The sequence below is a fragment of the uncultured Sphingomonas sp. genome (genome assembly GCF_946477935.1).
Lineage (GTDB): Bacteria > Pseudomonadota > Alphaproteobacteria > Sphingomonadales > Sphingomonadaceae > Sphingomonas.
Genome location: NZ_CAMLAC010000055.1, coordinates 1 through 19,230 on the forward strand (window position 1 = coordinate 1; position 19,230 = coordinate 19,230).

The window sequence follows — 19,230 nt, forward strand, 5'->3', positions numbered from 1 at the left end:
ACCTGCGTCTCTCGCCGCCACGCTCGACATAAACTGCGACTGCAAAGAATATGTGATCGACTATCTCGAGCGCGCCTTCCCGACCCGGCAGATGCGTGTTTTCACGGACGACACCGGCACCCAGCGTTCGGTCCCCATGGAAGACGAGGCAGGGAATCCCGTCTACAACCCGGAGGCCGAGGCCGCGCGTTCACGGCTTATAGAAGATCTGTGCGCCCTGCCCCCAATCACCTCCGCACTCGACGGTCTGCTCGAACAGTTCGGCCATGACACCGTTGCCGAGGTCACGGGGCGGACCAAGCGGCTCGTCTCGACGGCCGACGGCCGCCAGAAGCTCGAGACCCGTTCTACCCGGACGAGCCAGGCTGAAGCGGCCGCATTCATGCAGGGCCGCAAGCGGATCCTCATCTTCTCCGATGCTGGCGGGACGGGTCGGTCATACCATGCGTCGCGTGACGTGCCGAACCAAGAGCAGCGAGTCCACCTGTTGCTGGAGCCCGGCTGGCGCGCCGACCGGGCCATCCAGGGCCTGGGCCGCACTCACCGCACGCATCAGGCGAGCACGCCGCTGTTCCGGCCCGTCACTACCGATTGCAAAGGCGAGCTACGCTTCACGAGCACGATCGCGCGCCGGCTCGACAGCCTCGGTGCGCTTACCCGCGGCCAGCGCCAGACCGGCGGGCAAAACCTCTTCGACCCCGCCGACAATCTCGAGAGCGAATATGCCTGCGCGGCGCTCGTCACCTGGTTTCATCTGCTCGTCGGCGGCAAGCTGACCAGCGTGTCGCACGGCGAGTTTGAACGCCGAACCGGGCTAGAGCTCTGCGACAAGGACGGAGTCATGAAGGATGAGCTTCCGCCCATACAGCGCTGGCTCAACCGGATCCTGGCGCTCCCGATCGCGCTTCAGAACAAGATATTCGATGAGTTTCTTTCCTTGGTCGAAACCCGTGTCTCGGCCGCGCGCGACGCCGGGCGTCTCGACGTCGGAGTCGAGACAATCCTCGTCGATACAGCGACGCTGGTGGATGACACTCTGTTGCGAACCGATCCGGTCAGTGGGGCGACATCACACCTGCTCACGATCGAGATCGCTCATCGCCGGACGCCGGTCGCGCTGGACCGCATCCTCCATATCGCGGACAGCGATGCTACAGCCGAGTTCCTGATCAACGGGAAATCCGGCATGGTCGCACTACAGACTCGTGCCCGCGCTCTCATGGAGGAGAAAGAGGGAACGCCGATCCCGCGCTTCGAGCTAATGCGGCCGACACGGCGTGAATACATGCGAGAGCAGGAGCTGTTCGAGAGCGCCTGGACGGCGATCGACCGGGACGCCTTTTGTCGAAAGTGGCTCGAAGAGGCAGAAGTAGCAGCGAACAAGGTCGACACCGAGACCATTCGGCTCGCGACCGGCTTGTTGCTCCCGATCTGGTCTGCGCTGCCGAGCGATCATCTCGTGGTCAACCGGATCGCGGACAAGGCGGGCAACAGCTGGCTCGGACGGCTCGTCTTCGACGAGCATGTCGTGCAACTCTTCACGAGGCTCGGCATCGACCGTGCCGAGAACATGCCACCCACGGATATCGTCAAGTCCGCCTCGTCGGGACGCAGCGTTGATCTGACCCGGCCGTTCCCGATGACGATCAAACGCTCCCTGGTGAACGGCTCCCAGCGGATCGAACTGGTCGGTGCACCATCGCAGCAACTTGCATGGCTCAAGTCCCTGGGTTGTTTCACCGAAGTCATCCAGTACCGAACCCGCGTCTTCCTGCCCATGGCAACGGCCGGCGACACGCTCCATCGCATACTGCGCGCCGCTGCCTGAGGCGGCCATCGCGCATGCGGAATAAGCCGCCGCGAATATTCGCAGGATTGAAAATTCGCGTTGTGCGACCACATCTTAGCGATCGTTCAACAACGGAAAGGAGGTGGTCAGATGTCTCATTGTCACATGCCGCGTGCGGCGGTTCTCATGAGCAAGACCTCCGCCTCGGGGGTCCGGCTCGGCTGAGCTGCCCGTTCAGGCAGGACAATGGAAGGGTCGTCCGAAAGGGCGGCCCTTCGTTTTTGTGCACACGTCTCGAAGAATGAGGCGACCGAGAGCGCCCATGCGGGGCGGGCGTCCACCCGCCCGGGGCGCTCTGAGCCAGAGAGAGGGAAGGGGGGTCGGGAGATGGTGTCCGGAACTTGCCGGACGCCATGAGGAGTTTCCCCCCGTGATCCAGACCGTCAAACTCAGCAAGCTGCGTCTCTCGCCAATCAACGTCCGCACTGCGCCTGACGAGCAGCTCCAGATCGGACCCATGGCCGCGAGCATCGAGGCCAAGGGCGTCCTGCAAAACCTTCTCGTCACTCCGGCCAAGAAGCCTCGTGGCACCTATGAGGTGTTCGATGGCGGTCGCCGCTGGCGGGCGCTCCGTCTGCTAGCGGAGCGCGGTACGATCTCCGAGGTGGCCTATGATGTGCCGGTCATGGTGCTGACCGGGGAGGATGCCGAACTCTCAGAGACCTCGACCGCCACCAACTTCCATCAGCTCAAGATGACGCCGGCGGAAGAATGCCGGGCCTTCCAGCACTTCATCGGAAAGAGCGGCGACATCGATGCGGTTGCCAAGCGATTCGGCGTCACCCGTCGCTTCGTGGAGGGTCGCCTGCGGCTCGCCTCGCTCGCCGAACCGATCTTCGAGGCGCCGAGCAAGGCCGAGATCACGCTCGATATCGCCAAGGCATACGCCTCGACCGAGAACCGCGAGAAGCAGCTCCTGGTCTGGAACACGTATAAGCACAGTGAGGTGACCGCAGACACGATCCGCCGGGTCATCGAAAACGAGACGCTCAAAGCCAGCGACCCCATCGCGATGCTGGTCGGCGAACCGCGCTATCGTGCTGCTGGCGGCAAGATCGACGGCGACCTTTTCACAGACGGCAACGACCGTTGGGTCAATCCGGAGATCGCCCATCGTCTCGCCGGCGAGATCATGGAGGCCGAGGCGCGGCGGATCGGTGAGGATACCGGCCTCGCCTGGATCCGCCCGATCGCCAGCAACTACACGCACAATGCCGCCCACGGGCTCTACCGCGTCATTCTTCCGGCGCCGGAATTGACCGCGGCCCAGGGTGCGCGGCTTGTCGAAATCGCAGAGCGCCGCGGTGCTCTCGAGGCCGAGATGCAGGATGCGGATCTTCTCGAGGAGGCGGTCAAGCTGCTCGACCAAGAAGATGATCGGCTGATCGCCGAGGCCGAGGCAATCGAGAATCGCCCTCCGGTGTTGCCGGACGAGCTGAAAGTCCATGTGGGAGCGTTCCTCGTCCTCACCCCCCAAGGCGAGATGCGGCTCGACTCGCAATATTACAGCGAGCAGCAAATTCTCATCGAAAAGCCGCGCGAACCCTTCACGGGCGAGGATGATACTGCTCGTGACGGCGAGGCGGGCCGGGAAGATTCGCCAACCGGAGGATTTCGCGTCGCCGATCGTGGTTCCGCGCAGCCGGGCCGTCGGCCCGAGGCGGTGGCGCCCGGCGGAAAGGCACTCAGCGGACGGCTGTACGATGAGCTTGCGATCCAGCGACGCGACATCCTGGCGTCGTGCCTCCTGGCGCAGCCCGCACTGGCGCTCGACTTCGCGCTGTTCGTGATGATCGACGCCCGGATGTGCTCATCTGGCGGTCCCGCGGACAGCGCCGTCAAATACGGCACGACGATTCGCGCGATGGGTCCGCAGGATCCCATGGTCGGAGATATGCCCAGCTCCCGCGCACGCGCCTGCTTGGCGGAAGCCCATGATGGTCTCAACGCCGCGTGGACCGAGCATGACAGCGAGGTGGATCGTTTCGAGGGGTTCCGCGCTCTCGATGATGACAGCAAGGCGAACTGGCTCGCTTATATCGTCGCGCTGTCGCTCGAAGCGAAGCCCGGCCCGTCCAATGTCCAGGTTCCGCTTCACAACCGGATCGCCACGATCCTCGAGGTCGACATCGCGGGCTGGTGGCGGCCGACCTCGGAGAATTTCTTCGACCGCGTGAACAAGGGCACAATCCTCAGCCTCCTTCACGATGTCGGGGGGCCGGCGCTCACGGCCCGTCACGCTTCGCTCAAGAAGACCGAGATCTCCGAAAGCTGCCAGAAACTGTTCGCCGGGGAGTCGATCGTCGAACCTGAGGTCAAGCAGGCCGCGCTCGCCTGGGTTCCCAACGCGATGCGCTTCCTCGACGACGCCAACGCGACCGTCATCGATCCCGCTGATGACGGCGATCCCGAAGACCCGGGCGATGACGCAGGACACGGCTCGCAGGCCGAGGGCGGCGAGCTCTTCGAACCGGTCGAGGCCTGACCACCCGGCCACAACCATCCGAACAACCGCGAGAAACTGGCCGTCGGCGCACCCGCGTCGGCGGCCATCCCGTCATGCGACCGGAGCACATCACCATGCGCGCCAAACCGACACCGAGCCGCGACGTCGCGGCCGAGATCACCAGTCTCATCATTCGCAAACTGGAGGAAGGGGTTGCGCCCTGGAGCCGACCGTGGCGCGTCACCGGCGCCGGGGGCAGACCGTTGCGGCACTGTGGCACGCCATACACCGGCATCAACACCATCTATCTCTGGGCGATCGCCGACGCGAATGGCTATCGTTCCCGCTATTGGATGACTTACCGTCAGGCCGCGGCCCTAGGCGCAAATGTCCGCCGCGGCGAAAGCGGCTCACTCTCGGTCTATTATTCCAACTTCAAAAGGACCGAGGCCAATCCCGTTACGGGTGCCGAGACCGAGAAAAATATCCGGTTCCTGCGGCACTATGTCGTCTTCAACGCCGACCAGATCGATGGCCTTCCAGCCTATTTCTATTCCGGCGACGTGACCATCGATCCGGTCGACCCTTCGGCCCGGCAGGGCGCGATCGACGCCTTCTTCGGAGCCATTCCGGCGAACGTGCGGCACGGCGGCAATCGCGCCTTCTTCCATCCGACCTTCGACTACATCCAGATGCCGCATCAGCGGTCTTTCCAGACGATGGATCACTATGCCTCTGTGCGCGCCCACGAGACGACGCACTGGTCTGGCGGGACGGCCCGCCTCGCGCGGACGTTCGGCAAGCGGTTCGGGGATCAGGCCTACGCGTTCGAAGAACTTGTCGCCGAGATCGGCAGCGGTCTCATTTGCGCACAGCTCGGACTTCCCAACGAGCTGCACGACAACCATGCGAGCTATGTTGCCCACTGGCTCGGAATCCTGCGCGCGGACAAGACCGCGATCATCCACGCCGCGGCCAAGGCCGAACAGGCGTTCAACTATCTCCTCGCCTTCAGCAGCGATCATCGGGACGAGGGCGCGCCAGTGTCCGCTCCCGTCGTTCCGCTTGCAGAAGCCGCCTGACCTCTCCCGCTTGCGAAAGGACCACTCATGGGTTGGCTCACCATGCCCTTCACGTCGATGGGCGGTCACGCCTCGGCAAAGGCCTATCTCGACGACCAGTTCACCTATAGCCGCGAGGTCGATGGGGGCACATCGGGTCTCAGGGTGCTCGCCTCGTCCTGCCCACAGAACCGCACCTACTATGCCGCTGCGCAGGTGATGACGAACGGCGCTGGCGGCGAGGTGTTCGCGATCATCTGCAAGGTTCTCTGGAACCCGGGCAGCAAGACCCGTGAGCAGTTCGGCTACAAGGACATGACCGAGTCGATGGGACCGTGCGAGGACGGATGCCCCCAGCACATCCTCGACCTGCTGACGCCCACCGACAAGGAGCACGCGCTCGACTGGCGTCATCGCTGCGCCGAGAACCTGAAACGCCGCTCGCGCAAGATCGCGGACGGCGATCGGATCCGGCTGGAGCAGCCGGTCACCTTCTCGGACGGCCATGTCGGCCAGGAATTCATTGTCGAGAAGCAGGGGCGCCGAGTGACCCTTCGCGACCCTGAGACCCGCGGCCGCTACCGGATCAGCCGCCTCATGGAGCGGCGATGGCGGATCGTGCCGACGACGAAGATCCACAAGACGATTTTCGCCTGAGTCCTGCCGGTATCATGCTTTCCGAAAAGGATCTGACATGCTTGACCTGAGTACAGGCCTGTCCCCCAAGCGTCTGCTCCTTTGCAGTCGCGAAAACGCGAACCGCGTCGCCTCCCGGCTGTTCGACGAGCGGCCGGGTCGCGTCAGCATCGTGCGCACCACCAATCCGATTCAGCCTTTCCGCGTCTGCACCTGGCCGGCGTTTGGCGAGCGCGTCGAAGTCGAGATGGTGCTTTGAAGCCCAGCGGTCTCAATTCCTCACCTGAGCGTGCTGACCAGGCTCACGCACGATCAGGCGCGCACGGCGCTACGAGTCGGCGTTCGTGGTCGCCAAAGCGAAGCGGCCGGCGCCATCGCCTGCCGTCGCAGGAGCCCTTTTGAGGCCTGAGGTACGAGAACCGACCTCCGCTCAAACGGATAAGGTCGGATCGGCCCACCATGACGGGCCCTGCTCGAAGGCGGCGTCCAGCTTCACTATCGGACCGTCCGGCGCGTCGGCGACATAGGGGTTGGTGAGCGGTATCCAGGTCGCCTTCAGCCGCCCCTGCTCTCCCGCGACACGGCCGCGGCGTTCGAGCAGATCCTCTAGCCATTCCAGATCGTCGAGCATCGCCACCACGCCGCGCCCGGCCAGGCAGAAATATACGCAACGCTGGAAGTCGTCGGCGCCGTCGTTGGCGAGGATCTCGGACAGCTTCCCCTTGCCGGCGGGGATGCCCTCATGAACCCAGCTCACCGCCTCGCGCAGTTCACGAACCGAATAATAGGCGTCCTCGACGTGCATCCCGATCGACGCGTTCGCGATCATCCGGCGCGTCGGCTGGTTATCGGAATCCAGCGCCGCATCGCGCAGCGTGATGTCGAGGTCGAAGCGCTCGCGGAACGGTGTGGTGGTCATGGCAAATCTCCTGCGCAAAGGAACGTATCGTGAACGCGCCGAGCCGTCAATATCACCATGCCCAGGGAGCCCGCTATGCCGATTGAGATCATCGTCGGGCTGCCGCACCTAAGCGAGGGGCCGATCCTCGCCCGAGCACGCGCATTGCAGCAGCCCGCGCTTATTTCCGCGAATGGATTGTCTCGCTGGACCGAACGCCGCGGGTGGCGGGAATGGGACGGGTGGCGGCTTTCCCAGCTGAGAAATGCCAAGGGACTGGCGGCGCTCTGCCTGGACTCCGCCGGATTCGTCGCGGCGGCTCGATACGGCGGCTTCCCTTGGTCGCTCGTCGACTATGTCGCGCTCGCGGCCGCCTTTCCCTTTCGGTGGTGGGCAAGCGCCGATTATTGCGTCGAGGCAGAAATCGCTCGCGACCGCGAAGAGGTCATCGACCGCCTCTCGCGCACGATCCGCGCCAATCTCGACTGTCGCCGCCTCGCCCAGGATCACGGCATCGCCGACACCCTGATGCCGGTCATCCAGGGCCGCCGTCCGGAAGACTATGAGCGCTGCATAGATGCGCTGTGGGGAACGCTGAAGCGCGTGTCACTGATCGGCGTCGGCAGCATGTGCCGGCGAGATGTCCATGGCCCGGAGGGGGTCATCGCCGTCATCGACCATCTGGATCGAATATTGCCCCAGGGGGTCCGGCTGCACGCATTTGGCGTGAAGGGTTCGGCGCTGCCATACCTGCTTCCGTTCGAGCACCGGGTCGCGTCGATCGACAGCCAGGCATACGGCATCAGCGCCCGCCAGGCCGCCCGCCAGCTCCGTGTTTCCAAGAGCGACCGCTTCGTGGCCGACCATATGGCGCGGTGGGTGGCGGCACAGCACGCACGTCTTGCCAGCCACCCTTTACGCCTGCCGCACCATCGGCCTGCGGAACCCGATCGCGTCCCGACGGACCCTTGGGAAACGGCGATCGCGCAGGCCCGAGCCCAGATCCGCGAGCTCATCGAGAGCGGGGATCTCGATCACGACGAGATGACAGCGCCGTGGATCGAGCAATGGGCGGCTGACATCTTCCGCGAGCGGCTCGCCGGCTGATGAGAGGGGAGGGGGGCAGGAATGGGGTGAGCATGAGGCTCGCCAGAGTGAGGCGCCCATCCCCGACGGAGGTGCCCCGCTACCCTGCAAGGAGATCGGCCGTGACCGCACCCCAGCCCACCGGAACCACCATGGTTCCACTCGCCCGGATAGCCATCGGCTACAACCCGCGCCGCTATTTCGACAGCAAGAAGCACGACGAACTTGTCGCTTCGCTCAGGTTGCGCGGCATGCTTCAGCCGATTCTGGTGCGTCCGGCGGACGATGGCGAGGATCGCTATGTCATCGTCGCCGGCGGGCGGCGGTATCGCGCCGCGCTCGAGGCGTTCGGTGCGGACGGCGAAGCGCCGGCCATCATCCGGGAGATGACCGACCAGGAAGCGCTCGAGGCGGCGATCGACGAAAACGATATCCGGGATGACGCCTCCGAAACCGAGCAGGCCGATGCTGCAGTCCGGGTCCTCGCCGCTTGTCAGAACGACCGCGGCGAGGCCGGTCGACGTCTTGGTTGGTCGCGCGCCAAGCTCGACCGCCGCCTCGCGCTGGCTAACCTTTCGGACGCGGTGAAGCTCGCGCTCGACGAGCGCCGCATCAAGGTCGGCCACGCCGAGCTGCTCGCCGCCGTGCCGGCGGACAAGCAGGACAAGGCGCTCGAGACCATCCTGGGAGCTGGCCTCGACATCGGGAAGACCCGCGACCTCCTCATGCGCGTAACCCAAAACCTTGCCGACGCCTGTTTCGACAAGTCCGAATGCACGACCTGTCCTTTCAACTCCGGGACGCAACGCGCGCTCTTCGAGACCCACGTCGATGATGGCCATTGCACCAACGCGGCATGCTTCCAGCTCAAGACGGACGCGGTCGAGCAGACCCGTCAGGAAGAGCAGGATCGTTCCGCCGCAGCCGATGACACCGCCGACGAAGGCGAGCTCGCCGAAACTGATGAGGCCGAGGATCAGGAAGATGAGCGCGCGGAAGGGGTCGAGGCGACCGCTCGGCGAGCCGCGCTTGCGCCGGGAACTCCGTCAGGTCGGGCGACCGTGCGATTGAACGCGAATGCCAATGGCCCCAGCGTCACCGCGAAGTCGATCGCGGGCCGCACAAGCGATCTGCGGGAGGCAACCTGGCGCACCGCGCTGGCGCGCGGGCTCGCAGACAACGCTTCTGATGCTCGAACCGCCATCCTGGTCGCCGCGCTGACCGGCACGCTCTCCCAGATCAAGTCGAGCACGCTGACGGCGCGAGCCGGCCTCCTCGTCAACCCGTCCTTCCCAGATCTGGGCTTCGAGAGCAAAATCGATGAGGTTCGAGAGCTTTCCGAGGCCCAGGCGGCAACGGCGCTCTCGGCGATCGGCGCCGCTTACGCCCGCGACGTGCAATCGTTCAGCCAGGTCGCCGATCTGGCAAGGGCGTTCGACGTCGACATCCGCCAGGTCTGGCAGGTCGATCGCGCCTTTCTCGAGCGATATACCAAGGACGAGCTGAAATTCGTCGCCCGGGAGTGCGGGCTGATCTCGCACATGGGCGAGAAGGCCTTCGCCAAGCTTCTCGGCTCAAAGAAGGCCGATCTGGTCACCGGCATGCTGAACGCCGCCGGCTTCGATTGGGCGGGCCGGCTGCCGAGCGCGATGACCCTCGACGGGCAATATGGCGCGGCGCCCGGCGCCGCCCCGGTGTCCAGTCGCCGCGTCGATGCGCTCGCCGCCTGATCCACTTTCCTCGCATCCGAACAAGGACGAACGACCATGCTTATCGCAAACATGCTCCCGCTGCTCCACCGCTATTCGTTAGGGTTCGACCTTGTCGCCGGGCCGGACGACACCGTGACCCTGACCGTCATCCCTCGGAAGGTCGAGGGTACGACGGCCGCCCTCGAGGTCGGCGAGACACGGCCCATCTCGATCACCGCAAGCGCAGCGGAAATCGACGCGGAACTCGCGCGCGGCGCCAACGGCGCACTCGGACAGCTGATCGCGACGCGCAAGACTCTCGCCGATCAGATCGCCGATCAACGCAAGGCCGCTGAAGCCGCCAAGGCCGCGTCCGCCGCGGCCGCCAAGGCAAGGCCAACACCGGCGCCGGCAAAGACGGCGACCACTTCCGCGTCGCCGGCACAAGCTGCGAACGCGCTCCCGGCCGAGGCCAAATCGAACGAGCCGGCAAGCCTCTGGTGACGGCCCCCGCTTCGGCCCGTGTTCAATTTCTCAGGAGAAGCCACATGCAGATCAATCACCTCGCGCGCGCTTATCGATATGACGGGATCGACCTTCCGGTTCCGCCCCACCTTGCCGAAGACCCGCAGGGCCTGCGCGCGTACCATGCCACTCTCTATCCCGCGATCTTGAACGCCGAACTGGTCGATGCCGGCATCGCCGGGGGTACCCATGTCACCGAGTACCGCCGCGCGGTCGGCACCAAGGGGTAGCCAATGTCGCGCAAGGCCGTCGCGGTCCTTCCCGCCGCACCCCGCAAGACACTCCTCGAATGGATCGAGTTCGATGATGGCGACGCTACCCGCTCTCCCGGACCAGCCTGCGACCCGCAGGCCCAGGCCCTCCACCTCAAGATCCTCATCGACCCGGCATCGCAACACGGCGAACCGGCCGAGCCCCTGCAGTCTCCCAACGGCTTGCGACTGCCCCCGCTCGGCTGACTTGGCCGGGCGGTCGGTCGTCTTGTCCCGGGAGATCCCGGTCAGTTTCGATCAGCCGCTTGCACGTCATCACAAGCTGATCGGCGGTTGGGTCGCATCGCGCGATCAGATGGCACGGCGTTGCACGCGCGCTGAGGCTCGACGCCGCATCGAGCGCGTTTTCGATAAGGCGGTTCTGGATATTCTCAGGCCGCTCGAACTGGCCGAACTGCGCGTCGCCGTCCTCAACAGCGAGGACATGGACGCGCCGGCCATCGCCATCGTCTGCGACAGTATGGGACAGCTCGACCTCGGCTGGATCGAGACCAGCGACGCCCAGATCGGCTGGCGCGCCGCTGCCTATACCGCGCTCGCCCGGACCATGGGCTCAGCGCTTCCGATCTTCGGCTACGACGATCTCTTCGAAGAAATCTCGATGTACTATTGGGATGGCGAAATCGAGGACGAAGCCGCTCGCGACGCGCTCGTGGCCTATCATGGTGCCGATCCGGAGGATCTTGAGGACACCATCCTACCCTCTGACATGAACGACAGAAGGCCGGACTGGATGATCGCGGCGAACGCTGCACCTCCAAGGTCGCTGCCCAACGGCCTGCGCAGCGCGCTTCGCAATTTGCGCCGAAGCCACCAGGCGCTCAGGCGCTTCTCGGACGAGCGCAACGCCTGGCATTTCGACGGCCCGACCCTCCACGAATATTTGCCGGACCTGGAGGAGTGCTCGTCATTGCCTCCTCTGACGCTCGTGCCCGTCGAGCAGTTCGCGCGCGAGGTCGACGATGTCGCACGCCACGGCATGGAATACGGCTTCATGGACATCGCCGGGCTCTGCCCGCTGCCGGACGCCGCTCGCGTCACCGATTGGTTCGCATCGCTCGAGGCGGGCGCCCGGTTTCTGCTCGCCGCCCAAGAGCTGATCCAGCTCGATCCCGACACCCTGTGAGGCAGCCATGTCACAGCATTCGACCCAATTCGAAGCCATCGCCGGCGGGCTGGTGCTGACCAACGCCATCCTGCTTTATCGAACCGAGGCCGCGAGAAGCGGCACGCGCTCCGGCGCTCCCGGCCAGGATGGGCGGGCGTTCGCCAGCCTTCATCACATCGAGCATGATGACGACGCCGGGCCGAGGATCGCCGCCGGCACGCCGCTGACGCGGGCGCACCTGCGCCAATGGTCCGAGGCCTTGGGTCGCGCCGCCGCGCCCGAGCTCCTCCCGCACAACGTGCTCGTTGCGCACCAGGATCTCCTCGCGTGGTGGATCCCGGCGAAGGTTCGTCCGGCCTACTTCAATCTGAGCACGCCGCCCGCCGGCCTGAAGGCTCTTTCCACCAAAACGGTGGTTTCGGTCCCTTACCCGGCCCACCTGCTCGTTGCCACGAGACGAGCGCTGGGAGTCTACGCGCTTCGAGAGGATGAGCGGCCGACTGCCGACTCTATCGTCTTCCATTCGCCGATCCTCAATGTCTACGCCGATGGCACGCTATGCTGGGGGAATATCCCAAAGCCCGGAACGCTCTCCGTCTCCGCCATCCCGGACTTCGAGCGGGCATTGTTCGAGTCTTGGTCGACTCATCCCAATCACGGGCAGGACCAGACGGTCTCGGGCAAGGGTGGACTCATCTCCCTCTGGGAAGACCTTGCGGCGCGCCGCGCCGCCCGCTTCCCGGTCAAGCGTCTCAAGGCCTTCGCCGTCAAACGTCGGTCGGTTGCGGCATCGTCCCGCAAGGCCATCGAGCCGCTGACGCTTGGCCAACTCATCGAAAGGACGAGACGATGACGGCTCTCGCCGATGACCCCACGGCGGCTGCCTTGCTCGCGGCCGTCCCGTGCTTCCCTGCGCCGCCGCGCGGCAGCTCACCCGGCCTGGACGCGGTACGGGCTTCGCGCGCGGGCCATTGTCTCGCGATCGGTCGAGACGGCGTCTTCCTGATTGTCAGGCGCCCGTGGCTCGAGCTCGATGTGCCTGTCACGCCGCCGATTGCCGCCTACCTTCCCTATGGCAGCGTAGGCGAGCCTCGCGCCAACCTTCGGTGCGGCCTGATACCGCGGGCGTTCCTGGCCCAGATCATCGATCATTTCTGCGCGGCGCTGCCCGATGAGGCAGCCGCCTTCATCGTGTGGGACGAGGACGATCGGCGCTTCCTTCTCGATTTTCCGCAGATCGACGAGGCGACGCCGTCGCGCCTGGTCTATCGGACACCTCTCCTGCCCTGGAACCGCCACATCGTCTGCGACATCCACAGCCACGGCCATGGCCGGGCCTTCTTCAGCGCCACCGACGATGCCGATGACGCGCACGCCACCAAGATCGCGCTCGTTATCGGCCGGCTCGGTAGGACCGGCGGTCCCGAGTTTGCCTCGCGGCTTTGCGCCGGCGGGATGTTTCTTCCGCTTCCACGCAGCCCCTTCGAAGGAGACGGCCATGACGCCTGAACTCCGTGATCGCCACTTTCTCCCGGAAGTGCTCCACCACCGCACAATCAACATCGTTCTGATTGGGTGCGGGGGGAACGGCGCCCAGATGCTGATGGGCCTCGCCTCGCTCGACACGGCGTTGCGCGCAATCTCTTCGCGGTCGCTCCATGTGATCGTGGTCGATGACGACGTCGTGACCGAGGCCAACCTTGGCCGGCAGCCCTTCTACCGCTGCGATCTCGGCAACTCCAAAGCCCATACGCTGACGGAGCGGATCAACCTTGCACACGGTCTCGCCTGGCGAGCCGTTCACGGCCGAGCGCCCGAGTCGATCGATGTATCGGGGGCGGACGTTCTGATCAGCTGCGTCGATACCGCCTCAGCTCGCCGCTCCCTCGGCGCTGCGCTCGGTCGAGGTTCCAAGGCACCCTATTATTGGATGGACCTTGGAAACCGGGCAGGCGACGGCCAATACATTATTGGCAGCCCCGCTACTGCCCATCGCCGGAACGAGCGCCGCCTGCCCACCGTCATCGAATATTTTCCGGAACTCGCCGACGAGAGCGTGCCGGACGACGATGCACCATCCTGCTCGGTCGCCGAGGCCTTGGAGCGACAGTCGCTGTTCGTGAACCGCATCGTTGCGAGCCACGCGCTCTCACTCCTGTTCGACCTGCTCGGTCGCGGGTCTATCGGTCACGCCGGAGCCTTCATCAACCTAGGCAGCGGACGCTGCGCGCCGATACCCCTGACGGCGGCTGCCTGATCGTCCACGCCCTCCGGCGTGAAGGAGAAGAGAAGGGGAGCGACTGGTCGAGCGAATTTGCGCTTGAGACCGGAGTACCCCGTCCATGAGTTACGATGTCGCGATGCGCCACCAGCAGGCGCTCGACCCCAGCGCCCTGACCACCATCGGCGCCGGATTGCACGCTGTTCACGCCGCGATCACGGACTGCCGCAATGCCGGCAAGGACGCCGAGACCGACGCGGCCGTCATTCTGCTCGTAAGGCACCTCGTGTCGGTGACCGACCGCTGCCCGGAAAGCATGGCTCTGCGCCGTTCCTGTATGGACCAGATTGCGGAAATCCGCCGACATCCCGTGCTTCGAACACTCGCCTATCGCGGCGTCGCGTATGACGAGGCCGCGAAGCGCACATTCCATGCCGAAGGGCGGACCGCGATGCGTCGGCTCGCCGAGGCCCTGGGGCTCGAGGCCGACAGCTACTGCGTCCGCTCGAACAAGGGCGGTCCCGCAGTCTCGGGCGAGATCACGCTCCATGGTGACGAGGTCTACGTCCAGCTCTCGCTCGGTGGGCTCGGCCAGGATCGGGAGGTGCTCTACCGGCGCGTGAGCGGACGCACGGACTACTGTGGCCAGCGCAACCACTTCGCGGCGATCACCGTGCTGCTGTCGCCCGATCGCTTCGCAGCTCAGCTTCGGCGCGACCTGCAGCTCTCGCTTCCGGTCGCGCAAGCGGTGCGTCTCTTCGCCTAACCAAGCGGACCAATATCATGCAGACCGAACGCAGCCAGCGATGGCGGGAGCGGCGCTCGCTATGGGCGCGCGATCTCGAGCTCATCGATCCAGGCGCCTACGATGTGGATGTCATCGAGCATGGCGAAGCACGCGCGTTCATCGCTCGCCATCACTACCTCCGGACCTATCCTGCAGCGCAAGTCGCTGTTGGCCTGTTCGGTGCCGCCGGCGTCCTCGAAGGCGTGGCGGTGTTCGCCGTCCCGACCACCGGGGCCGTGATCTCGCGTCATACCGGGTTCGACGACCCAGCACGCGGCTGCGTCCTCGCCCGCTTCATTCTCACCGATGCGGTGCCCCAGAATGGTGAGAGCTATTTCCTGGCGCGCGCCTTCCGGCACCTCCGTCGGGAACGTCCGGTGATCGAGGCCGTCGTATCTTACAGCGATCCAGGCGCGGGTCATATCGGCCGGATCTATTGCGCGCTCTCGGCCGCGCACCGGGCGATCACGCGGCCGCGTACAGTTCTGCGGGTCGGTAACATTACGGTGTCAGGCAGGACGCTCTCGAAGATCCGTCTGGGCGAGCAAGGCCATGCGGGCGCGATCGACCAGCTCGTCGCGCTCGGGGTCCCGAGGCCTGCCACAGGCGAAGAGCCGCGCCGCTGGCTGTGGCGCTTGCAACGCGAGCGCCATCTCCTTGTCCACCAGCAAGCCGGGCTGTTCGCCTATTGCTTCGAGCTCACCCGCGAGGCCCGCCGCCGCGGCCGCGTACTCCCCCGGTTGCCCTATCCCAAAGCGCTTCCGATCCGGCATCCGACACTGCCGCTCTTTCCCGCCGAGGTCGAGAGCGTCGGCGTCGCCCGGTCCAAGCGCTCCAGCCCGATGGAGACACCATGATCGACCAGCTTTCTCGCACCGCTGCCCTCAACGACCGTGTCCGCCAAGGTCTCGATCCAAGGGCGCGTATCGTGATTACCGCCGCGTGCGCAGCAGCGCTCACCGATGGCGATAGCCTCCAGGAGACCGTTCGGATCTACGGCGACCTGCTAATGGCGATCGATCGCTGCAACTTCGCGCCCGACGAGCGCGTCGAGCGCCGCCGCGGTGAGGTCACTTTCCGAGGCCGGCAGATTCGCTTCGCGATCGACTATTATGATCTCTCCATCGAGTGGGGCTCCGAAAATCCGGCCGACCCGGAGGTCACGACCCGCGTCATGACGATCATGCTGCCGGAAGACGACTAGCTTTCAGCACGCCCATTTATCCAAACCGGAGGTAATATGCGTCGGATCACCCCGGCCACACCGGAGCACGGCCAGGCCATCGCAATTGCGGTTGAGCGAATGCGCGAAGCCCGTAGTCTGCTTCGTCAGGCGGGCGCCCGCAAGGCCGCCTCGGCGGCGGGAAAGGCGATCAGCAGCGCCGAGGGTGCAGCACGCCATGTTCAGCACCGGCTTCGAAGGACCAATGGATGAGCCGTCATGATCTTGAGCCGAGGCCGGACGGTATCGACGTGGTGCGGGCCGTGATTGGCTGGGACCGCCCGCTCCAAACATTCTTTGCGCAGGTCTTCTTCACCACGGAAGATGAGCCCGATGAGGGCGAGCCCCTGATCTGGAACGGCACGGAGCCAGGTGAGCTGCTCACCGCCGAGGCCGCGATCGCCATCGTTGCGCCGCATGCGATCGTGCCCGGCGGACTGGCCGAGAAGCTTACCGCCGAGATGCGCGCAACGAGTGGCACCAAGGACGGGCTTCACCAGGCCGCATCCAAGCGCCGCCTGTTCGGTTCGATTCACTAGCCGACGCCTGCCCAAGCACGTTCCTCAAGAACAGCAGCAGCCGATCGCCGCGCCCTTCGCGTGGACACGCTGGGCTGTGCAATTTTCAGGAGTTCACCATGGCCGACCGCGTATCCGCTTCGATCAGCATAGGTGGTGTGCTCAGCGCTAGCGCCTATGCAGAACTGATCGACATCATCGCCTGTGAAGGCCTTGCCACGGAATGGGACGGCGAGCCTTTCGAACCGCACCACCATGTCCCCGGTGCACCCCTTCGCCTCTTCGCTCACGAGGTGGCAGGCGGCAGCTTCGACGAACTGGAAAGCTGGTCCCTTTCGCGCCGGGTGCCTTTCGTGAGGTGGTGCGGCGGCTATTCCGGTCAGTGGGGGCCGGAGCGCGTGGTCGCGACAGGCGACGGCAGCGCAGTGTCCTATGCGGTCACCGAAGACGACGAAGTCGTCGTCAGCCGCAGCAAGGTCGAAGCGCTTGGCTCGATCGAGGCCGTCATCGCCTTTTTCGACGCTGCCGAGTTCGCCGTGCCCCCGCTGATGGTCAGCACTTCCGCCGCCGACATTCCGGACATCCACGGAGCCAGTCATGACCAATAGCTACACCAAGGCCGCGTTCGGCATCGTGGTCACCAGCCCCGAGGCCGATCTCCTGCGTCGCGTCATCGGCGCGATCGAGCTGGTCGGCGATGTAAAGATCGGCCCGGAGGCACTTGAAGCGCACTTTCATGGCATGGGCGAAGACTTCGCCGCGCTCTTTCCGCGGACGCCGGAGAGCCCGTTCGACGGGCTTCTCGACCTTTTCCCGGACGAAAATTTTCCGGCTCTCGATTTCGAGATCGAGTTCGGGGAAGCCGACGCAAACGGCCGGGTCGCTCTTTTCTTTTCGGGCGAGCAGTTCGGCGTCGAAACCGCCGCCAAGCTGATTCAGCGCTGCGCCCGATCCGCTTTGCCCTTCGGCTTTGAGTGGGCATCGGATTGCGACAGGCTACGCGCCGGCGAGTTCGGCGGCGGCTACGTCGTCATAAGCGCCACTGATACAGACTATGGTCACACATCGCCGCTTCTCGATCGGGCGATCGCCCGCATGATCGACGAAGGTGCGGATGGCTACGTTCTTTCCAAACGCGATGGCGAGCACGGCCTCAGCTTCTGGAACAACGAGGATGGCTTTGGCAGGCTTGCTCGAGCGACGGTGTTCAGCGTGGCCGAAGCCGGGAGCTTCGATATCCCGTTGGCGGATGATCACCCCGAATGGATGGAGATGCCGGCGCCGCTACGCATCTGAGCAGCAGCGGTAAGTCCTTTGCGCCGCGTGCACATAACGATAGCTTGTCATCTGGGAGGCCGCCGATGACTTCGATCCCGACCGACTATGATTCCGCGCGCGCGGCGCTGACGCGCCTGATCCCGATTGCAATGAGCGACACCGGCCAGGCCCGCCGCGTCGCGAACTTTCTGATGGCCTGGTGGAATGGCCCCGACCTTGGCCATTTCGAGATCGCCGATCTCTTCGGTGTCGATATCGGCGTCGCCAACGACATCACGAGCGTGATCGGCTTTCTCGGTCGGAACGATCGGGGTGCCGTCTACATCGACAGCCTTGGCTTTGCCGAAGAAATGCAGGACATCATCGCGCGCTGGCGCAACCCTGTAGGGCAGGGACCTGAGTAATCTCTGCCCAATCGTGCGCGAAAAGTTGCACCGGCCTGATCGGCCCCATTACACGGTTCCCACCGTCCGGGCCGCTGGCCGGTTAGTCTCAGGTCGAAAGGGGCACGATGTCGGAAGAGAACAATCTAGTCGCGATGACGATCGAAGTGGTCGCGAGCTACGTCGCGCACAATAATATTCGGCCAGAAGACGTTCCGGAATTCATCGCCAAGACGCATGCGGCGATATCGGGGATTGCCAAGGAAGCCGAGCCGGCGGCCGCGGACGCGCCGCCCGGCGAGGCGGAGTTCACGCCGGCCGTGACCGTCCGCAAGAGCCTCGCTTCGCCGGATCACATCCTGTCGATGATCGACGGCAAGCCCTACAAGTCGCTCAAGCGCCATCTCGGGCGCCACGGACTTACCCCGGCCGATTACCGCGCGCGCTATGGTCTCAAAGCTGACTATCCGATGGTCGCGCCAGGCTATTCGGCGCAGCGGCGCGAAGTGGCGCAGCGGCTGGGTCTCGGCCGCAAGAAAGCGTCGACGGCGCCGACCTCGACCGACGAGTCCGGGCCGGTCGCGACTAGCGCAGCGCCAGCCAAGCGAAACAGGGGCGGGAGCGGAAAGACGTCGTCGGCGCCAGCACCGGCAAAGCAGCCGCGGCGCCGTAAGGGACAGTCTGAAACGACGTCCCCGGAGGGCTGAAGCCTCATAACTTGATCGGGCCTTTCTCGACATCTCCGACGGCGCCGAAGGGGCGCTCGTCGGGACGGCGCTGTCGCGCCTGGCTCGGCCGAACGGCCGAGGAGAGGAGTGGGTCAGAGAAGGTGTTCGGACAAGGGGTTCGAGCGAACTTTCTCAAGGAGACGACCCGTGAACATCGGCACCATCACCCAGAACGCCAGCGGCACCTACACCGGCAAGATCTCGACGCTGACGGTTGCGATCGTGATCGCGCTGCGCACCGTGCAGTCGAACAACCCGCGCGCGCCGAAGTTTGAAATCCTCGCCCTCTCGGCCGCCCGCCAGTGGGTCCAGGTCGGCGCGCTGTTTGAACTCGCGTCCAACTCGACCGGCGAGACTTTCCTCAACGGCAAGATCGAGGATCCGAGCCTCGACAAGCCGCTCTATATCTCGGCCTTCCGCCAGGAGGACGGCTCGTACAACATCGTCTGGTCGCGCCCGACGCGCCGCCGCGATGCACCCGCCGACACGGCGGCAGCGGACGACGGCCTGCCGCCGCTGCC

General features: G+C 65.1%; 24 protein-coding genes and 1 pseudogene. 24 read left to right on the forward strand and 1 reads right to left on the reverse strand.

Going from position 1 to position 19,230, the window contains the following annotated elements; translation table 11 throughout:
- Positions 1-16 precede the first annotated feature (16 nt).
- The 5 genes and pseudogenes from Q0U08_RS08045 to Q0U08_RS08065 all read left to right on the forward strand — a co-directional run.
- Positions 17-1,828, forward strand: a pseudogene (locus Q0U08_RS08045) (strawberry notch C-terminal domain-containing protein); the annotation flags it as partial.
- Positions 1,829-2,219: 391 nt separating this feature from the next.
- Entirely contained in the window at positions 2,220-4,334 is a 2,115-nt protein-coding gene (locus Q0U08_RS08050; RefSeq protein WP_298090830.1) for a ParB/RepB/Spo0J family partition protein, read from the forward strand.
- Between the two features lie 95 nt (positions 4,335-4,429).
- Positions 4,430-5,377, forward strand: coding sequence for a zincin-like metallopeptidase domain-containing protein (locus tag Q0U08_RS08055; RefSeq protein WP_298090831.1), 948 nt, complete (start codon positions 4,430-4,432; stop codon positions 5,375-5,377).
- Between the two features lie 27 nt (positions 5,378-5,404).
- Positions 5,405-6,013 carry a hypothetical protein gene (locus Q0U08_RS08060; RefSeq protein WP_298090832.1) on the forward strand — a complete coding sequence of 203 codons (609 nt, stop codon included), beginning with the start codon at positions 5,405-5,407 and terminating at the stop codon, positions 6,011-6,013.
- A 37-nt stretch (positions 6,014-6,050) separates the two neighbouring features.
- A complete protein-coding gene (locus Q0U08_RS08065) occupies positions 6,051-6,251 on the forward strand; it encodes a hypothetical protein (protein ID WP_126002484.1) in 201 nt (66 codons plus the stop codon).
- 171 nt (positions 6,252-6,422) lie between these two features.
- Here the strand turns inward: Q0U08_RS08065 and Q0U08_RS08070 are convergent, their stop codons facing one another.
- A complete protein-coding gene (locus Q0U08_RS08070) occupies positions 6,423-6,911 on the reverse strand; it encodes a hypothetical protein (RefSeq protein ID WP_298090833.1) in 489 nt (162 codons plus the stop codon).
- A 75-nt stretch (positions 6,912-6,986) separates the two neighbouring features.
- Between Q0U08_RS08070 and Q0U08_RS08075 the strand changes: the two genes are divergently transcribed.
- From Q0U08_RS08075 to Q0U08_RS08165, 19 genes are all read left to right on the forward strand, one after another.
- Positions 6,987-7,997: a hypothetical protein gene (locus tag Q0U08_RS08075; protein WP_298090835.1), complete on the forward strand. Its 1,011-nt coding sequence runs from the start codon at positions 6,987-6,989 to the stop codon at positions 7,995-7,997.
- A 101-nt stretch (positions 7,998-8,098) separates the two neighbouring features.
- Positions 8,099-9,706: a PRTRC system ParB family protein gene (locus Q0U08_RS08080; protein WP_298090837.1), complete on the forward strand. Its 1,608-nt coding sequence runs from the start codon at positions 8,099-8,101 to the stop codon at positions 9,704-9,706.
- A 36-nt stretch (positions 9,707-9,742) separates the two neighbouring features.
- Entirely contained in the window at positions 9,743-10,171 is a 429-nt protein-coding gene (locus Q0U08_RS08085) for a PRTRC system protein E (protein WP_298090838.1), read from the forward strand.
- A 44-nt stretch (positions 10,172-10,215) separates the two neighbouring features.
- On the forward strand, positions 10,216-10,422 hold the full coding sequence (locus tag Q0U08_RS08090; RefSeq protein ID WP_298090839.1) for a PRTRC system protein C: 207 nt from the start codon (positions 10,216-10,218) through the stop codon (positions 10,420-10,422).
- A gap of 3 nt (positions 10,423-10,425) precedes the next feature.
- The gene (locus Q0U08_RS08095) at positions 10,426-10,650 is read left to right on the forward strand and encodes a hypothetical protein (protein WP_298090840.1); all 225 of its coding nucleotides are present in this window, start codon (positions 10,426-10,428) and stop codon (positions 10,648-10,650) included.
- A 22-nt stretch (positions 10,651-10,672) separates the two neighbouring features.
- On the forward strand, positions 10,673-11,590 hold the full coding sequence (locus Q0U08_RS08100; protein ID WP_298090841.1) for a hypothetical protein: 918 nt from the start codon (positions 10,673-10,675) through the stop codon (positions 11,588-11,590).
- Positions 11,591-11,597: 7 nt separating this feature from the next.
- Positions 11,598-12,425 (forward strand): PRTRC system protein B, encoded by an 828-nt coding sequence (locus Q0U08_RS08105; protein ID WP_298090842.1) that lies wholly within the window; start codon positions 11,598-11,600, stop codon positions 12,423-12,425.
- Positions 12,422-13,081, forward strand: a complete 660-nt coding sequence (locus Q0U08_RS08110) for a PRTRC system protein A (protein WP_298090843.1) — start codon at positions 12,422-12,424, stop codon at positions 13,079-13,081. The genes Q0U08_RS08105 and Q0U08_RS08110 overlap by 4 nt, the downstream gene beginning before the upstream one ends.
- Positions 13,071-13,829, forward strand: a complete 759-nt coding sequence (locus tag Q0U08_RS08115) for a PRTRC system ThiF family protein (protein ID WP_298090849.1) — start codon at positions 13,071-13,073, stop codon at positions 13,827-13,829. The genes Q0U08_RS08110 and Q0U08_RS08115 overlap by 11 nt, the downstream gene beginning before the upstream one ends.
- 85 nt (positions 13,830-13,914) lie before the next feature.
- On the forward strand, positions 13,915-14,559 hold the full coding sequence (locus Q0U08_RS08120; protein WP_298090850.1) for a hypothetical protein: 645 nt from the start codon (positions 13,915-13,917) through the stop codon (positions 14,557-14,559).
- 17 nt (positions 14,560-14,576) lie between these two features.
- Positions 14,577-15,437: a hypothetical protein gene (locus Q0U08_RS08125; protein WP_272781536.1), complete on the forward strand. Its 861-nt coding sequence runs from the start codon at positions 14,577-14,579 to the stop codon at positions 15,435-15,437.
- On the forward strand, positions 15,434-15,784 hold the full coding sequence (locus tag Q0U08_RS08130) for a DUF3768 domain-containing protein (protein ID WP_298090851.1): 351 nt from the start codon (positions 15,434-15,436) through the stop codon (positions 15,782-15,784). The genes Q0U08_RS08125 and Q0U08_RS08130 overlap by 4 nt, the downstream gene beginning before the upstream one ends.
- Positions 15,785-15,820: 36 nt before the next feature.
- Entirely contained in the window at positions 15,821-16,015 is a 195-nt protein-coding gene (locus tag Q0U08_RS08135) for a hypothetical protein (RefSeq protein WP_272781534.1), read from the forward strand.
- A complete protein-coding gene (locus Q0U08_RS08140) occupies positions 16,012-16,341 on the forward strand; it encodes a hypothetical protein (protein WP_298090853.1) in 330 nt (109 codons plus the stop codon). Before Q0U08_RS08135 ends, Q0U08_RS08140 begins: the two co-directional genes overlap by 4 nt.
- A 98-nt stretch (positions 16,342-16,439) precedes the next feature.
- Positions 16,440-16,928 carry a hypothetical protein gene (locus tag Q0U08_RS08145; protein ID WP_298090855.1) on the forward strand — a complete coding sequence of 163 codons (489 nt, stop codon included), beginning with the start codon at positions 16,440-16,442 and terminating at the stop codon, positions 16,926-16,928.
- Positions 16,918-17,616 (forward strand): hypothetical protein, encoded by a 699-nt coding sequence (locus Q0U08_RS08150; RefSeq protein ID WP_298090856.1) that lies wholly within the window; start codon positions 16,918-16,920, stop codon positions 17,614-17,616. The genes Q0U08_RS08145 and Q0U08_RS08150 overlap by 11 nt, the downstream gene beginning before the upstream one ends.
- Positions 17,617-17,681: 65 nt before the next feature.
- Positions 17,682-18,002, forward strand: a complete 321-nt coding sequence (locus Q0U08_RS08155; protein ID WP_298090858.1) for a hypothetical protein — start codon at positions 17,682-17,684, stop codon at positions 18,000-18,002.
- A gap of 107 nt (positions 18,003-18,109) precedes the next feature.
- A complete protein-coding gene (locus Q0U08_RS08160) occupies positions 18,110-18,688 on the forward strand; it encodes a MucR family transcriptional regulator (protein ID WP_298090859.1) in 579 nt (192 codons plus the stop codon).
- Positions 18,689-18,856: 168 nt separating this feature from the next.
- The coding region (locus tag Q0U08_RS08165; RefSeq protein WP_298090861.1) for a DUF736 domain-containing protein at positions 18,857-19,230 on the forward strand (374 nt) is incomplete at its 3' end.

Coding starts and splice junctions, on each gene's coding strand:
- Q0U08_RS08055 (WP_298090831.1), top strand. CDS start 4,430: ATGCGCGCCAAACCGACACCGAGCCGCGACGTCGCGGCCGAGATCACC.
- Q0U08_RS08060 (WP_298090832.1), top strand. CDS start 5,405: ATGGGTTGGCTCACCATGCCCTTCACGTCGATGGGCGGTCACGCCTCG.
- Q0U08_RS08065 (WP_126002484.1), top strand. CDS start 6,051: ATGCTTGACCTGAGTACAGGCCTGTCCCCCAAGCGTCTGCTCCTTTGC.
- Q0U08_RS08070 (WP_298090833.1), bottom strand. CDS start 6,911: ATGACCACCACACCGTTCCGCGAGCGCTTCGACCTCGACATCACGCTG.
- Q0U08_RS08075 (WP_298090835.1), top strand. CDS start 6,987: ATGCCGATTGAGATCATCGTCGGGCTGCCGCACCTAAGCGAGGGGCCG.
- Q0U08_RS08085 (WP_298090838.1), top strand. CDS start 9,743: ATGCTTATCGCAAACATGCTCCCGCTGCTCCACCGCTATTCGTTAGGG.
- Q0U08_RS08090 (WP_298090839.1), top strand. CDS start 10,216: ATGCAGATCAATCACCTCGCGCGCGCTTATCGATATGACGGGATCGAC.
- Q0U08_RS08095 (WP_298090840.1), top strand. CDS start 10,426: ATGTCGCGCAAGGCCGTCGCGGTCCTTCCCGCCGCACCCCGCAAGACA.
- Q0U08_RS08105 (WP_298090842.1), top strand. CDS start 11,598: ATGTCACAGCATTCGACCCAATTCGAAGCCATCGCCGGCGGGCTGGTG.
- Q0U08_RS08110 (WP_298090843.1), top strand. CDS start 12,422: ATGACGGCTCTCGCCGATGACCCCACGGCGGCTGCCTTGCTCGCGGCC.
- Q0U08_RS08115 (WP_298090849.1), top strand. CDS start 13,071: ATGACGCCTGAACTCCGTGATCGCCACTTTCTCCCGGAAGTGCTCCAC.
- Q0U08_RS08120 (WP_298090850.1), top strand. CDS start 13,915: ATGAGTTACGATGTCGCGATGCGCCACCAGCAGGCGCTCGACCCCAGC.
- Q0U08_RS08125 (WP_272781536.1), top strand. CDS start 14,577: ATGCAGACCGAACGCAGCCAGCGATGGCGGGAGCGGCGCTCGCTATGG.
- Q0U08_RS08130 (WP_298090851.1), top strand. CDS start 15,434: ATGATCGACCAGCTTTCTCGCACCGCTGCCCTCAACGACCGTGTCCGC.
- Q0U08_RS08135 (WP_272781534.1), top strand. CDS start 15,821: ATGCGTCGGATCACCCCGGCCACACCGGAGCACGGCCAGGCCATCGCA.
- Q0U08_RS08140 (WP_298090853.1), top strand. CDS start 16,012: ATGAGCCGTCATGATCTTGAGCCGAGGCCGGACGGTATCGACGTGGTG.
- Q0U08_RS08145 (WP_298090855.1), top strand. CDS start 16,440: ATGGCCGACCGCGTATCCGCTTCGATCAGCATAGGTGGTGTGCTCAGC.
- Q0U08_RS08150 (WP_298090856.1), top strand. CDS start 16,918: ATGACCAATAGCTACACCAAGGCCGCGTTCGGCATCGTGGTCACCAGC.
- Q0U08_RS08155 (WP_298090858.1), top strand. CDS start 17,682: ATGACTTCGATCCCGACCGACTATGATTCCGCGCGCGCGGCGCTGACG.
- Q0U08_RS08160 (WP_298090859.1), top strand. CDS start 18,110: ATGTCGGAAGAGAACAATCTAGTCGCGATGACGATCGAAGTGGTCGCG.